This is a genomic window from Flavobacterium commune, assembly GCF_001857965.1.
GTDB classification, from domain to species: domain Bacteria; phylum Bacteroidota; class Bacteroidia; order Flavobacteriales; family Flavobacteriaceae; genus Flavobacterium; species Flavobacterium commune.
This window is the reverse complement of record NZ_CP017774.1, coordinates 2,562,973-2,578,542: the sequence shown is the minus strand read 5'-3', so window position 1 is coordinate 2,578,542 and position 15,570 is coordinate 2,562,973. Positions and strand designations below refer to the sequence as shown.

Annotated in this window: 16 protein-coding genes; 9 read left to right on the top strand and 7 right to left on the bottom strand. The window is 36.5% G+C overall.

Features of this window, described 5'->3' with window-relative positions:
- Positions 1-101: 101 nt before the first annotated feature.
- The 7 genes from BIW12_RS16355 to BIW12_RS10760 all read right to left on the bottom strand — a co-directional run bounded on the left by BIW12_RS16355 (position 102) and on the right by BIW12_RS10760 (position 6,459).
- Entirely contained in the window at positions 102-344 is a 243-nt protein-coding gene (locus tag BIW12_RS16355) for a cytochrome C oxidase subunit IV family protein (protein WP_157499546.1), read from the bottom strand.
- 2 nt (positions 345-346) lie between these two features.
- Complete coding sequence (locus BIW12_RS10785; RefSeq protein WP_071185117.1) at positions 347-928, bottom strand: cytochrome c oxidase subunit 3; 582 nt, start codon at positions 926-928, stop codon at positions 347-349.
- A gap of 21 nt (positions 929-949) precedes the next feature.
- Positions 950-1,915 carry a DUF438 domain-containing protein gene (locus BIW12_RS10780; protein ID WP_071186335.1) on the bottom strand — a complete coding sequence of 322 codons (966 nt, stop codon included), beginning with the start codon at positions 1,913-1,915 and terminating at the stop codon, positions 950-952.
- Between the two features lie 7 nt (positions 1,916-1,922).
- On the bottom strand, positions 1,923-3,698 hold the full coding sequence (locus BIW12_RS10775; protein ID WP_071185116.1) for a nitric oxide reductase activation protein NorD: 1,776 nt from the start codon (positions 3,696-3,698) through the stop codon (positions 1,923-1,925).
- A gap of 76 nt (positions 3,699-3,774) precedes the next feature.
- Positions 3,775-4,566: a CbbQ/NirQ/NorQ/GpvN family protein gene (locus tag BIW12_RS10770; protein ID WP_071185115.1), complete on the bottom strand. Its 792-nt coding sequence runs from the start codon at positions 4,564-4,566 to the stop codon at positions 3,775-3,777.
- Between the two features lie 110 nt (positions 4,567-4,676).
- Positions 4,677-6,011: a cbb3-type cytochrome c oxidase subunit I gene (locus BIW12_RS10765; RefSeq protein WP_071185114.1), complete on the bottom strand. Its 1,335-nt coding sequence runs from the start codon at positions 6,009-6,011 to the stop codon at positions 4,677-4,679.
- 13 nt (positions 6,012-6,024) lie between these two features.
- Complete coding sequence (locus BIW12_RS10760) at positions 6,025-6,459, bottom strand: c-type cytochrome (protein WP_071185113.1); 435 nt, start codon at positions 6,457-6,459, stop codon at positions 6,025-6,027.
- A gap of 291 nt (positions 6,460-6,750) precedes the next feature.
- On the opposite strand from BIW12_RS10760, the gene ric reads away from it, so the two are divergent.
- The 9 genes from ric (at position 6,751) to nadB (ending at position 15,506) form a co-directional block, all read left to right on the top strand.
- Positions 6,751-7,479 carry an iron-sulfur cluster repair di-iron protein gene (gene ric / locus BIW12_RS10755; protein ID WP_071185112.1) on the top strand — a complete coding sequence of 243 codons (729 nt, stop codon included), beginning with the start codon at positions 6,751-6,753 and terminating at the stop codon, positions 7,477-7,479.
- 231 nt (positions 7,480-7,710) lie between these two features.
- Positions 7,711-9,801 carry a ribonucleoside triphosphate reductase gene (locus BIW12_RS10750; protein WP_071186333.1) on the top strand — a complete coding sequence of 697 codons (2,091 nt, stop codon included), beginning with the start codon at positions 7,711-7,713 and terminating at the stop codon, positions 9,799-9,801.
- A gap of 81 nt (positions 9,802-9,882) precedes the next feature.
- Positions 9,883-10,047, top strand: a complete 165-nt coding sequence (gene nrdD, locus BIW12_RS16350) for an anaerobic ribonucleoside-triphosphate reductase (RefSeq protein WP_128194331.1) — start codon at positions 9,883-9,885, stop codon at positions 10,045-10,047.
- Entirely contained in the window at positions 10,031-10,720 is a 690-nt protein-coding gene (locus tag BIW12_RS10745; protein ID WP_071185111.1) for an anaerobic ribonucleoside-triphosphate reductase activating protein, read from the top strand. Before nrdD ends, BIW12_RS10745 begins: the two co-directional genes overlap by 17 nt.
- 11 nt (positions 10,721-10,731) lie before the next feature.
- A complete protein-coding gene (locus BIW12_RS10740) occupies positions 10,732-11,181 on the top strand; it encodes a CopD family protein (protein WP_071185110.1) in 450 nt (149 codons plus the stop codon).
- Positions 11,182-11,224: 43 nt separating this feature from the next.
- Positions 11,225-12,442, top strand: coding sequence for a hypothetical protein (locus tag BIW12_RS10735; RefSeq protein ID WP_071185109.1), 1,218 nt, complete (start codon positions 11,225-11,227; stop codon positions 12,440-12,442).
- Between the two features lie 53 nt (positions 12,443-12,495).
- Positions 12,496-12,930, top strand: coding sequence for an RrF2 family transcriptional regulator (locus tag BIW12_RS10730; RefSeq protein ID WP_071185108.1), 435 nt, complete (start codon positions 12,496-12,498; stop codon positions 12,928-12,930).
- A gap of 81 nt (positions 12,931-13,011) precedes the next feature.
- Positions 13,012-13,956, top strand: coding sequence for a quinolinate synthase NadA (gene nadA, locus BIW12_RS10725; protein WP_071185107.1), 945 nt, complete (start codon positions 13,012-13,014; stop codon positions 13,954-13,956).
- Positions 13,956-15,506: an L-aspartate oxidase gene (gene nadB, locus BIW12_RS10720; RefSeq protein WP_071185106.1), complete on the top strand. Its 1,551-nt coding sequence runs from the start codon at positions 13,956-13,958 to the stop codon at positions 15,504-15,506. Before nadA ends, nadB begins: the two co-directional genes overlap by 1 nt.
- The last annotated feature ends 64 nt before the right edge of the window (positions 15,507-15,570 follow it).

Below are 15,570 nucleotides of genomic sequence, written 5' to 3'. Positions count from 1 at the left end.
AGTTATTTGGTGTTAAATTCATCTTGATTTGTATCGCAAATATAAAAGACAAAAACATCCTTTATTATGATATTTGTCATATTTGCCCTTTTTATTCTGATTTATTTAATCAAAAAAAGGACTAAAACCAACACCCCTAAAACCAGACTCAAACTAAATTTCCAAAAAGGATTTGCCTTATTCAATTCCATAAATTGGAAAGCAACTAGGAGGAATTTAATGGCCGAAAAAAACAATATCAAAAGAATTACACTGCCCGAAAAAAAGGCTGATTTTGAAATTAATGCCGTAAACAAAGTCAGCGCAATCAATAATCCATAAGTAAACAATAGTGATTTTTTCATCTTCAAAAAATTAAGTATAAAACCGGAAACAAAAGCAGCCAAATCAAATCGCACATGTGCCAGAATGCGGCACAAGACTCAACATCTTCAATTTGAGTATCGGAATTTTTCTTTGTCATTCCATAATTCGTCCAGATTAAAATGACCAAACCTATGAGAACATGTATCAGATGAAATCCGGTTAACAACCAATAAAACGTAAAAAAGATATTGGTTTCCAATGAAATTCCGGACTCGATTTTATGATAATATTCCAGGCTTTTTAAGATTAAAAACAATAATCCGCCCAGCATTGTCAATTTAAAATATAAAGAAGATTTTGCTGTATTATTTCCTTTAAATTCCTGTACCGCATTGGCCATACAAAAACCACTCGTCAACAAAAAAACCGTGTTTATGGCTCCAAAAGTGGTATTCAATCGCAATCGGGATTGATGAAATAATTCTGCTTGCTCACTTCCATAATATACAAAAGCCACAATCGCCATCCCGAACGTTATGAGTTCCAGAAAAATAATAATCCACATCAAAATACCTCCCGGAGGATAATAGATATTTTTGTAATTGATTTTTAGTGTCTCCATTTTTAATAAGTCATAAATAATCTATTCCCAATCCAGTAATCGTTTCTCTCCTTCAATTTTCTTGATATCGGTAATATCCTGTGACATTTCGATGACGCCTTTGTAGCTTTTGTTGGCATCCCTAACGGCGAAATAGCGGATATAAATCAGCCTTTCCTTGTAGTTAATCCAAAACGAAGATTCGTTTTTTGTCCCTTTTCTGAATTCCTCCAGAATCCTAAGAACGGTTCCAACGCTTTTGGGCGGATGACAAAATTTAACTTCACGCCCAATGATTCCGGAACTTCTGGGAAAAACACGTTCTTCTCCCCGATTATAAAAAATCACTCTGTCGTTTTCATCGACATAAGTCAAATCCAACGGCATCGTTTTAAAAAGCAAATTCACCTGCTCCACCGTCATATAGCCTTCATCATAATGGGAAGTGTTTTCTAAAGAAAAAGTCAGTTCTCTCGGAGTAACATCTTCAGCCGGATGAACGTATTCAACAGCCGGAAACGGAGCCGGAGTATTAGGCAACATCCAGCCAATTTCTTCCTCACCGACACGCATTTTTATCCAGTCTTCTTCGGAAAGTAAATCCAAAGCATTGGGAAATAAAACCGTTTCTTCCACATGCATCAAGCGATAAATCCCATCAACCAAAAATGGAGTGTTTGTACTTATTTTTTCGGGATTTTGAGTTTTAAGATAATAACGAATCAAACGAAATTGTTCTCTCAAATTATCATGAAAAGACCACATGCCCTGTGATGGTCCAACCCAGTTTTTCTTTTCCAAAAACGGAAAAAGCTGGTTTTCTTTTCGGGCAAATCGTTTTTCAATCGTGCACAATTCATTAAATACATTCGTATATTTTTGAAAATCTTCTTCAGGATTTGTATTTGATAATTCTTCTAAAAGAAAATGAATCAGATCATTTTCCTGAAAATATACCCTGATAGGGTGCCCTTCGGGAAGTCTTGTGGTATTGGAATCAGTGTTCATTGTACTATTATTTTTGATGTTTAATTTTTTCATACAATCGCACTAACGATTGCAATAATTCAACAGGGGTGGTTAAAATCTGATAGTGATTCTGCCCAAACATTTGCGGCAAATAATATTTCGCTTCGGCCTCAATGGCCAACGCATAGGAATTGATATTCTTTGAATTAAGTTCGCGAAGTGCCTGTTTCACATCGTTAATACCGTAGTTGCCTTCGTATTTGTCGTAATCATTCGGCTTTCCGTCAGAAATCAGGATTACCCATTTATTTTTGGTATTTCTTTTGTCAAGTCGGGCACCGGCATGGCGCAGAGCTGCCCCGATTCGGGTATAACCGCTAGGCTCAACAGCTCCGATTTTATGTTTGCCAATATTCCAATTTTCATCAAAATCCTTAATGGTCAAATAGGTCGAATAATTTCGGGTTTTCGAATAAAAACTGTCAATCGAAAAATCGATATTGAACTCGTTCAGGATTTCCCCAAAAAGAATGGAAACCTCTTTCTCCACATCAATCACCCGGTTTCCTGCGGCATATCCATCGCTGGAAAGGCTGATATCCAACAGAATCAGAATAGATAAATCTTTTTCTTTTTTACGGTTCGAAAAATAAATTTTGTCCGAAGGCGTTCTTCGGGAATGCACATCGACATACAAATCGGTAATGGCATCAATATCAAATTCGTCGCCTTGAATCTGACGTTTTTGCTGCTGCATTTTGTTATTGACATTGGTCAACATTTTGCGCAAGCCCATCAAGATCGAAGCATTTTTGGCAATCGTCTTTTTGTAATAATCCGAATCGGTTTTTTGTTGTGATTTGGGATAGACTTTACAGAAATTCTCTTTGTAAATCCCTTTGCTGCAATCCCATTCGTTATAGGTCAGATGAAATCCTTTGGCATCCACTTCGGCACTTTCGGAGATAGAAGTGTTCTCGATAAAATCAGCCTGATAAACCGAATGAGCCGTATCATCCACGCGGACGGTGAATTTCATATTCAGCTCTTCCAAGGCTTCCTGATGGTCTTCCAATTCGTCAGAACCATCAAAATCACGCCAAACACCATTAAATTCTTCGGCCGTTTCTACCTTTTCAAAATTATGCAGCATAACATAATCCTCCTGTTGTTTTTTGTCCAATTCTACCGTTTTAACTTCTTCCACCGCAGTTGCTTTTAAAGTAGTTGTAGGCTGGTTTTCGATTCCTTTTTTAGTCTTATCCGAGAAATTTTCGAGTACTGTTTCGGGATTTTGATCTACCTCATTTTGCATCCATTTTCCGTAAAGCCAGGAAAAATCAGGAGCGTTTTTTTCAGTCGCTTGCTGAATAAAATGTTCTCTGGCCTGTGCATGAAAATTTTCGTCAATAGCATATTCTTCAAATACAATTTTCAAAATCGCCTCAGAAGTTTCTAATGCTTTTTGCTTGGAAAGTTCCAATGAAGGTTCCTTTTCTTCGAAAGTCCAATTGAGATTCAAACGTTGTTGGACGCTTAAAAACAATATTCGAAAAAGATAAAAAGTATGATTTTCTTCTTTGGTTGGAAATTCGGCAAAAGAAATCGGAAGGAAAAAATTATTGTTTTTATAACCTCCTTCGCGTTCGGCTGGAAAAATTTCGATAGGATTGCCTGTTAAAGCCCTTGCCAAAATAGTCAGCCGCGGTTTAATTTCGCTAAGGCTAACCGTTCTTGCCAGAATTTCGGGATGTACTTTTCTACTTTTTTTTAAGTGTTTAAAGAATTTCCCAACTAAATATTCATCTATTTCGAAACCCATTTTCAAAAAGTTTTTGATTTTTTAGTTAATGGTTTGTGGTTCTGTAAACTATAAACAACAAACTATCAACACTTTTTCATATCATCAAATTGCACAAATCTTTGAGTGCTTCCAGTGTTTGTAAGTCATCTGTCAGGGGTTCTACAATTGCCACATGAACAGACAAACGTTTGGGTAATCCGCTGTGGATGATTTTTGCGGCATCTACCAACAGTCGTGTAGAAACCGTTTCCGTCAATCCTAATTCGGTCAGGTTTCGGATTTTATTTCCAATGGCCACCAGTTTTTTAGCCGTATCCGTATCGATATCGGTTTCATTAACCAAAATCTCGGTTTCGATTTTGGGTTCGGGATAATCAAACGACACCGCAATAAAACGTTGGCGTGTGGAAGGTTTCAGTTCTTTAAAACCTCTTTGATAACCCGGATTGAAGGAAGCCACCAACATAAAATCCTCGTGTGCTTTCACCGTTTCTCCCAGTTTATCAATAAACAATTCGCGTCTATGATCGGTCAGGGAGTGAATAGCGACAATCACATCGGGACGGGCTTCGGCTATTTCATCCAGATAGATAATCGCCCCTTCTTTTACGGCAGTGGTCAACGGACCGTCCAACCAGACGGTTTCGGCTCCTTTGATGATAAACCTACCGATTAAATCCGTAGAAGAGGTTTCTTCATGACAGCTGATAGTGATGATTTTTTTATCCAGTTGATGCGCCATAAATTCCACAAAACGGGATTTTCCGGTTCCGGTTGGCCCTTTTAATAAAAAAGGAATTTTGTTTTTATAGGCTTGGTTAAAAACGTCTATTTCTTTGCCAACAGCATGATAATAGGGCGTATCTATTAAAGTTTCTACTAACATATTTTTAAAATTTTAGAAAAAAACCGGAACGTCAAACCATTGTCTTTCTGGAAATGCAGTTCTAAAAAACGCTCGTTATCGTTCCGGTAAAAAAAAAGGGATTCGGTTAGTTATTTTAGTTCTATGGCTTCATCCGAAGGACGGCCATATTTAAAGAAATCATAAATAAAGAGGCTTATTCCAGTGGTAAACATTGTGGCGCAAATGAGCAGTACTACAAAATGGATACTGATTTCGTTTTGAACGGCCATAAATTCCATTTTCATTTTTCGTTCCAAATAAACCTGTGCCACACCGGCAACCCCAAAGGCTACGGTCATTCCAAGCATTCCAACATTGGACAACCAAAATGCTGTATTTCCTTGTGTAGTATTGTAGCGTTTTCTACCCGTTAAATTAGGAAGTGCATAGCTTATAATTGCAAGAACAATCATGGCGTAAGCACCCCAAAACGCATAATGTCCGTGCATAGCCGTTACCAATGTTCCATGTGTGTATAAATTAGTTTGGGGCAAAGTATGTGCAAACCCTAGTAAACCAGCACCAATAAATGAAACAATAGAAGCACCAATGGTCCAGAATAAGGCTATTTTGTTTGGATGGCTTTTTTCGCCTTTACGGTACATATTCACGGCAAACAATGCCATCGCCAGAAAAGCCAAAGGTTCTAAGGCAGAGAAAATTCCCCCCACGATTAACCAAATTTTATTCACCCCGATGAAATAATAGTGATGTCCTGTTCCCAACACTCCGGAAAGGAAAGTTAAACCAACAATTACATACAACCATTTCTCGATTACTTCTCGGTCAACACCCGTTAATTTGATTAACAGGAACGAAAGAATACCTCCCATAATCAACTCCCAAACTCCTTCAACCCAAAGATGTACTACCCACCAACGGAAGAATGAATCCATTACCTGACTGTCAAACCAAATCATTCCCGGCAGGTACAATAAGGCGGCAAACAACAATCCCATGGATAAAACTAAGGCTGTGGTTGTCTGGCGTTTTCCTTTGAATAGCGTTCCCAGAATTAATCCCAGAAAAAGCAATACATTAATCACTACCAGAAAGTCCAATTCTCTGGGAATCTCCAAGAATTTTCTACCTTCCCAATGGTTGAAGTGAAAGCCAACAATGGCTACAACTCCTACCACCGCTAAGGATATGAGCTGAATGTACGCCCATTTGACACTGATTAATTCGCGTTGGGCTTCTTCGGGAATAATGTAATAGGCGGCTCCCATAAAACCGGTTAATAACCAAACCACCAACAAATTGGTATGTACGGCACGAGCCGTATTAAAAGGAATAATGTCATGTAATCCTTGTATTCCTATACGGTCGAAGCCCATGATAAAACCATAGATAATTTGCAGAGAGAACAAAAGCATACACAATGCAAAAAACCAATAAGCGACTTTTTGTGATTTATATTTCATATCTGGATAATTTTTAATTATTTTCTTTGGCTAAAGGTGAAACGATACGGTCAAAACCATTTAAATCTATTTTTCCAACCCATTTAAAGTAGGCGACCAATGCATCAGCATCTTTTTCGTTCATGTGGTAGGCTACCATTTTTCGACCACTAGGTGCCCAGGGTACCGGCGACATTAAGGCTGCTTTGACATAGCCTTCCCCTCTTCGGTCGATTACTTTTGTCAATTCGGGAGCATAATAACCTCCTTCTCCCATGATCGAATGACATCCCATACAGTTGTTGGTTTCCCAAAGTTCTTTTCCCCGTACTACCTTTTTGTCAATCTTAGTGTAGTTTGTTTGATCGTTTCTGGGCATAAAGGAATAAACGGTCAATCCTATAAAGATTAAAAAAGTGACCAATGTCCCACCCAAAAAAAATGCTCTTGCCTGTGATTTTGAAAGCATACTTAATTAGTTTTTTAGTTAATAAATGTATATTTTTAAATAAAAGACAAAAACATCCTTTATTTGATATTGCAAAGAAAAGATTGATATGAAATATAGAATATGATTTAAATCATATTCTATATTTTTTATTATTCCTAAAATTACAGTCACAAACAAGAGCAACTAATCGAAGCTCATTTTACTGATTACAAATCATTTAAAAAACAAAACTTAACGAAAATCAATTTAGGACAATTTTATCCTTTTTACAGAGAGATTATTTAATTTTTAAACTTAAAAACAACAATTATGGAAACATTAGAAAAAACAACAATTGGAGAATATGTAGCAAAAGATTTTAGAACAGCAGCTATTTTTTCAAAATACGGAATTGATTTTTGTTGCAAAGGAAACAGAACAATAGAAGAAGCTACCGAGAAAAAAGGACAAGATACAGCAACTATTTTGAATGAAATTAACACCGTTTTGGCAACAAAAAACGACAATACCATCGACTTCCAATCCTGGCCAATGGATTTATTGGTGGACTATATCGAGAAAACCCATCACCGTTATGTGGAAGACAAAACCCAGATTTTACTTCCTTTCTTAGACAAACTATGTAAAGTGCATGGAGCAAGCCATCCGGAACTGTTTGAAATCAACGAACTTTTCATAGGCTGTGCGGGGGAACTGGCGCAACACATGAAAAAGGAAGAACTGATTTTATTTCCTTTCATCAAAAAATTGGTCAAAGCCAGTCTTAGCGATGAACTGATTCAGCAACCACATTTTGGGACGGTAGAAAACCCGATTGCCATGATGATGCACGAGCACGATGCCGAAGGAGAGCGTTTCCGCAAAATTGCCGAATTGACCAATAATTATACACCGCCGGCAGATGCCTGTAATACCTACAAAGTAACCTTTGCCATGCTTCAGGAATTCGAGCAGGATTTACACAAACACATCCATCTGGAAAATAACATCTTGTTCCCAAAAGCAGTCGCATTGGAGAAAAAATTCTCAGAACAATAATAAAAACCAAATAAGTAAACAGAGTGTTCGCATTGAAAAAAAAGTTGGACACGAATTTCACCAATTGTCACTAATTCTTAATCAATTAAAAATCAAATAACACAAATTTCTATCTGCCTTTGACAGATTCATGAAATTAAAACGGGGTGTAGTTTGTGTTTATTTGTGTAATTCGTGGTGAAAATTTTAAATGCGAATGCGTTCATAAGTAAATCAAAATCATCAAATGCTATGGAAAAATATGTTATCAAAAGAAACGGCGAATACAAACCCTTTGAGAGTTTTAAAATAAAGGATGCCATTGAAAAAAGTTTCAACAGTGTCAATGTAGTATTTGATGAAAATATTTTCAAAACCATTTTACAAGGCCTGGAAACCAAAGAAACCTGGGCGGTAGAGGAAATTCAGGATTTGATTGAAAAAACGCTTTTCGAGAAACACTATTTTGAAGTCATGCGTTCGTTTATGTTGTTTCGACATACCCGTAAACTGCAACGCGAGCATATTGATGGTCTTAATGAGGACACCACTTATGTAGACAGTACCCAAACTATCGAAGAATATATCGAACAAACCGATTGGCGCATCAATGCCAATGCGAATACCTCCTACTCTAATGCCGGTTTGGTCAACAATGTGGCGGGAAAAATCATTGCCAATTATTGGCTGGATAAAGTTTATACCAAAGAAGAAGGCTATGCACACCGCAATGGTGACATCCATATTCACGATTTAGACTGCTTGACAGGCTATTGCGCCGGCTGGAGTTTACGCGTATTACTCAACGAAGGTTTTAACGGCGTGAGAGGTCGCGTGGAAAGCAAAGCGCCTTCACATTTCAGGGAAGCTTTAGGACAAATGGCTAATTTTCTTGGAATTTTACAGAGCGAATGGGCTGGAGCGCAGGCTTTCAGTTCGTTTGACACCTATCTGGCGCCTTATGTTTTCAAGGATAATTTATCGTTTGATGATGTGCTGAAAGCAGTTCGCAGTTTTGTTTACAACCTGAATGTGCCTGCCCGTTGGGGACAATCGCCTTTTACCAATATCACTTTGGACTGGGTCGTGCCCGAAGATTTGAAAACACAGATTCCTACGAAAAATGATTTGCATTTTTTTGAAGGAAACTTTAATTATGATCTTTTGGTTCGAGCGAAAGAAAGAGGGGTCTTAAAACTAACCGATTTGCGTTACGAGCATTTTCAACCCGAAATGAACCTCATCAACAAAGCTTATTACACCGTAATGACCGAAGGCGATGCCAATGGACAACCATTTACGTTCCCGATTCCAACGGTAAATATCACCGAGGAATTTGACTGGAACGGCGAAAATACCGAATTGCTTTTTGAAAATACAGCCAAGATTGGATCTTCCTATTTCCAAAATTTTATCGGAAGCCAATATGTTTTGGATGAAAATGGCAATAAAGAAGAAAATCCGAATGCTTATAAACCCAATGCAGTGCGTTCTATGTGCTGCCGTTTGCAACTGGATTTGCGCGAACTCTTAAAACGCGGTAATGGACTTTTTGGAAGTGCCGAAATGACCGGAAGCATTGGAGTGGTAACCATCAACATGGCGCGTTTAGGGTATTTACACAAAGGAAACAAAACCGAATTGTTCAAACAATTAGACCGATTATTATCTATTTCGAAATCGACTCTGGAGAAAAAAAGAGTGTTCATTCAGGAAATGTACGACCGTGGTTTGTATCCGTATACGAAACGTTATTTGCCTCATTTCAGAAATCATTTTTCAACAATCGGGGTAAACGGGATGAACGAAATGATTATCAATTTTACTGAAAACCAAAACGATATCACGACCGCATCCGGAATTGCATTTGCTTCTGAAATATTAGACCATATCCGCAACCGAATGAGAGAATTTCAGGAACAAACCGGAAATTTATACAATCTGGAAGCGACTCCTGCCGAAGGAACTACCTATCGTTTTGCCAAGGAAGACCGGAAACGCTTTACCGATATTTATCAGGCAGGACAGGAAAATAACATCTATTATACCAACAGTTCCCAAATTCCGGTGAATCACACCGAAGATCCTTTTGAAGCCTTGTTTCTTCAGGACGAATTGCAATGCAAATACACCGGAGGAACGGTATTGCACTTGTACATGAGCGAAAGAATCAGTTCGCCCGAAGCCTGTAAAAAATTTGTCAAGAAAGTGATTAGCAATTTCAAATTGCCTTACATCACCGTAACGCCAGTATTTAGTGTGTGCCCGGTACATGGCTATTTGAATGGCGAACACGAATATTGTCCAAAATGTGATGATCTTTTATTAATAGAAAAAAATTAAGAGTTAAGTATCAGCTATCGAAAATTGGTAACCAACTCTTTACTCATAACTTTTAACACATAACTCATAACTCCACAAAATATGAAAACAGCCACTAATCCCATTTTAGAAGAAAAACAGCATTTAAGAACCAAATGCTTAGTGTACACCCGCGTTATGGGCTACCACCGACCTGTAGAGAGTTTCAACATTGGTAAAAAAGGCGAGCACAAACAACGCACTCATTTCAATGAAGAAAAATGTTAGCACCCCTATTTACAGCATAACCCCTTTTACGTTATTAGATTATGCGCATCAATCAGCCTGTATCCTTTGGTTTGCAGGCTGTAATATGCGTTGTCTCTACTGCTACAACCCGGAAATTGTATTGGGAAAAGGAAGTATTTCTTTCGAAAAAGCACTTGGCTTTCTTCGCTCCCGAAAAATTTTATTAGACGGAGTGGTTTTCAGCGGAGGCGAATGTTTGCTGCATAAAAACATCATAGAATTAATTGCTGAAGTCAAAAAAATGGGCTTTCTGGTCAAAATCGACACTAATGGTTCCCAACCCAAAGTCTTAAAAACACTAATCGAAAACCAATTAATTGATTATGTAGCTTTAGATTTTAAGGCTCTGCCCGAGCACTTTGAAAAAATAACCCAATCCACACTTTTTTCTGCTTTTGAAAAGTCCTTACATTTATTGCTGGAAAACCAGCTTCCGTTCGAGGTTCGTACCACTGTTCATTCAGAATTAATTAGAGAAAAAGACATTCAACTAATGATTGCGTATTTAGAAAATAAAAAATATTCTGGGAATTATTACATCCAGTATTTTGTAAATGATGTAAAAACCTTGGCCAAATTAGGACATTCGTTCCGGGAATTAGACAGCCAAAAACTCTCTACTTCGAAAATTAAAGTTTGTATTAGAAAATAATTTCTGAAAAAATGAATCATCATCTGCTATTAATCATTCATCTCTTAAGTGCCGCAATATGGGTTGGCGGACATTTATTACTTTGTTTTGCCTATTTACCTCAGGCATTCAGGGAAAAAGACCCCAAAATCATTTTAAATTACGAAAGGAAATACGAGGCAGTAGGAATGACTTCGCTCTTTTTCTTAGTAACTACCGGCATTATGATAGCTTACAAATACGGTGTGAGCATCCATTTTTGGTTTCAATTTGCTTCACCCATTGAGAAAGTTGTCTCTTCAAAATTGATTTTATTATTGCTAACCGTAGCCTTTGCATTAAGCGCACAATTTAGAGTGATACCAAGATTAAAAAATGATTCCACTCACTTATCCGAAATGATTTTTCATATTGTATCGGTGACAACAATTGGTGTTTTAATGCTTATTTTTGGATCATTCATACGATTTGGAGGTTTTTAAAAATTGCTACACCAATAGGCAATATTTATTTTAGAGGATAACTATGCAAAAATCTTGGCTTTTAACCTGCTTTTTCAATTTCTTTATTGCAGCATTCATGGGATTGCTGCTTCGGTTGCTCTATGTATTCCCTGTTGAAATTATAAATTATCAGTTTTTATTACACGGACATTCTCATGTTGCCATGCTAGGCTGGGTTTATCTGATGATTTACAGTTTGATTGTTCATTTTTTTATTCCAAAAACAACACAACAAAAACCCGTTTACAACCGATTATTTTGGCTAACTGAAATAGCCGTTATTGGCATGATGTTTCGTTTTCCTGTTGAAGGATATGCTTTCTTTTCGATTGCATTTTCTACACTTCATATTTTTTGCAGTTATTATTTCTGCCGATTGGTATGGAAAGACGCCCATACCGATTCGCTTCCGGAAAAGCTATTATTGCGAACCGCATTATTTTTCATGATTTTATCGACTCTGGGGGTTTGGTGTTTGGGACCGGCAGTTGGATTGCTTGGTAAAGCCAGTGCTTTTTACCAAATTGCTATTCAGTTCTTCCTGCATTTCCAATTCAACGGTTGGTTTCTTTTTGCCATTTTAGCCTTGTTTTTTCATCAATTAAAAGCAAATATCAACGAAAAGCAATTTCGATTATGCTACAAATTGTTAGTCACAGCCACCATTTTCACTTTGGCTTTACCGGTAAGTTGGTATCTTTCTAATCCTGTTTTTCATTGGATAAACAGCATAGGAGTACTATTGCAACTGCTTTCTTTTATTATTTTTATTCAAATAATCCGACCATATTTTCAAACTTTCTACACCGCTTTAAAAGCTATTGAAAAATTACTTTATGGTTTTGCTTTAACTTCATTATTCTTAAAAATTGTTATTCAATTAGTGGTTTTAATTCCTGAATTGGCTCAAATTTCACATCAAATTCGAAATTTTGTAATTGGTTATATTCACCTGACTATGTTAGGGATTATCAGCAGTTTTTTGTTTGCTTTCCTATTAAAAAATTCTTTTTTAAACGGACAGAAAAAATTATCCAATTGGGGAATAAAACTATTTATTTTTGGTTTTGTACTAACCGAATTGCTGTTATTTGGACAAGGCATTTATCTCTTTTTAGAGAAAGGACAATTCCCTATGTATTTCCAAAACCTATTTTTTACTAGCATTTTCTTACCTGTAGCTATTTTAATGCTTATTTTTAGCCTTTTTAAAGGCATAATTAAATCACATAAATACTGAAAATTGAGTCGAATAATAACGCTTATTTTCTATAAATTTGTAAAAAACTAATTATGTTCTCTAAAACCTGCGAATATGGGATTCGAGCGACTATTTTTATTGCATCCGAATCTTATCAAAATAATAGATCCGGTCTAAAAGATATTGCCAAAAAGATAGATTCTCCCGAGGCTTTTACTGCCAAGATTTTACAGATTTTATCTAAAAACAATATTATCAATTCTATCAAAGGTGTGGGTGGTGGATTTGAAATTCCAAAAGAAAAAATGAGTCAGATAAAATTGTCTCAGATTGTAACTGCACTCGAAGGTGATTCTGTTTTTACAGGATGTGGTTTAGGCTTAAGCCATTGCTCAGAAACACACCCTTGTCCGGTACATGAGAAATTCAAATCTATCCGAAATGAATTGGCTTTTATGTTAGAGAATACTAATTTAGAAGAATTGGCAATCGGAATTAAATCAGGAGATACTTTTTTAAGGTATTAACTTTTTAAATAAATTAGCTTTACAAAAACAAAACAACAAACAACAACATATTACAATTAAACACTTGTTATCAATATTAAAATGGATACAAACAAAATAAAAGATCTAAAAGAACGAATATTACAATTAAAAAAAGAGAAAAATGCGGTTCTTTTAGCGCATTATTATCAGGAAAATGATATTCAGGACATAGCGGATTATGTAGGGGACAGCTTGGGATTATCACAAGAAGCGATGAAAGTGGATGCCGATATTATTCTTTTTGCAGGAGTCCATTTTATGGCTGAAACAGCTAAGATTTTAAATCCAAACAAAAAAGTAATCCTTCCTGATTTGAATGCAGGATGTTCATTGGCAGAATCCTGTCCTCCGGATTTATTTAAAAACTTCATCGATCAACATCCTGACCATACGGTTATAACTTATGTGAATTGTTCGGCCGAAGTAAAAGCACTGACTGACATTGTGGTTACTTCAGCAAATGCAGTGAAAATTGTAGAATCGATTCCTAAAGACAAACCAATCATCTTTGCTCCGGACAAGAATTTAGGAAAATATGTGATGAGCAAAACAGGGCGCGATATGTTACTTTGGGATGGTTCCTGCGTAGTTCACGAAGCCTTTTCATTGGATAAATTAATCGAATTGCACAAGCAACATCCAGATGCAAAAATCATTGCACACCCGGAATCTGAAACTCATATTTTAGCTACTGCCAGCTATATTGGTTCGACTTCAGGAATGATTGATTATGTAAAAAACAATCCTAACAATAAATTTATTGTAGCTACTGAATTTGGTATTTTACACAAAATGCAACAGGAAGTACCTGATAAAATCTTAATTCCGGCTCCTGCAAAAGAAGACAATACTTGCGCCTGCAGTGAATGTGGTTACATGAAAATGAATACTTTACAAAAAGTATATGATTGCTTAGTAAATGAAAGTCCTGAAGTTCACGTAGCCGAAGACATTATCCAAAAAGCATTAATTCCAATTGAGAGAATGCTTGAATTATCAAAATAATGACAAATACCAATTACCTGATTATCGGTTCTGGTGTTGCCGGTTTGACATTTGCCCTTCGAATAGCAGAGCAATTTCCGAACAAAAAGATAACCATTGTAACCAAGGCAAATGCTGACGAATCAAATACCAAATATGCCCAGGGTGGTATAGCCATTGTTACTGATAAAAATGAAGATTCATACCAAAAACATATAGAAGACACTTTGATTTGTGGAGATGGATTATGTGATGAAGCTGTCGTAAAAATGGTTGTTACCGAAGGTCCAAAGCGATTAAAAGAATTAATTGAATGGGGAGCCAAATTTGACAAAAACTCTGATGGCAATCTAAATTTAGGTAAAGAAGGCGGACATTCAGAAAACCGTGTCGTACACCATAAAGACCAAACCGGTCATGAGATAGAACGCGCTATTTTGATGCAGGTGTATCAAAAAGACAACATCACCGTTTTAGATCATCATTTTGCAGCCGATTTAATTACCGCTGACAACTGCTGCTTAGGAGCTATTGTTTTGGACGAAAAAACAAAACAAATAAGCACTTACCTATCCGATATTACGCTGTTGGCTACCGGCGGAATTGGTCATCTTTACGGACACACTACCAATCCTGTAATAGCAACCGGAGACGGAATTGCCATGGCCTATCGTGCTCATGCCAATATTAAAGAAATGGAATTCATCCAATTCCATCCTACCGCTTTTTATGATACATCTACCGGTTCCAAATTTTTAATTTCTGAGGCAGTTCGAGGTTTTGGTGCTTATTTACGCACCAAAAAAGGACATCGTTTTATGATTGATTATGATTCCAGAGAAGAATTGGCATCCAGAGATATTGTATCCCAAAGTATTGATTTGGAACTAAAAAAATCAGGTGACGATTGCGTATATTTAGATTGCACTCATCTGGATATAGAAGCTTTCAAAAAGCATTTCCCAATGATTTACAATCATTGCCTAAAGGCAGGAATTGACATAGAAAAAGACTGGATTCCTGTAGTTCCTGCTCAACATTATATTTGTGGCGGAATTGTTGTTGACACTGACGGAAAAACATCAGTAAACAATTTATTTGCCTGTGGCGAATGTTCACAAACCGGCTTACACGGAGCTAACCGACTAGCATCTAACTCATTGTTAGAAGCATTAGTTTATTCGAGTAGAATTTACGAATATCTGGCCGATCCTAATTTAGAGATCAGAACAATAAAGAAGGATATTCAGGAAACAGTAGCTACTGAAAAACCGGAAATTGATGCTAACTATTTGACAAATTTAAAAGCAAATCTTCAGCATTTAATGAGACAAAATGCGGGTATTGTTAGATACGACTCTGATTTAATTAAAGCTAAAGAACAACTATTGAATTGGAAACAAGAAATAGAAGCGATTAGTAAAACACATCAAATCAACACTTCGTATTACGAATTATTAAATATGATTACTATAGGATATTTGATTGTTACCCAATCTATTGAAAGACATGAAAATCGTGGTGGCTTTGTAAAATTTGAATCGGCTTCATTTGTTAAAAAAAAATCCTAGTTCAGTTTTAGGATTAAAAAAGACATTCAATATTTTTTTATGAATAATTAAACCTTTTGTTCTT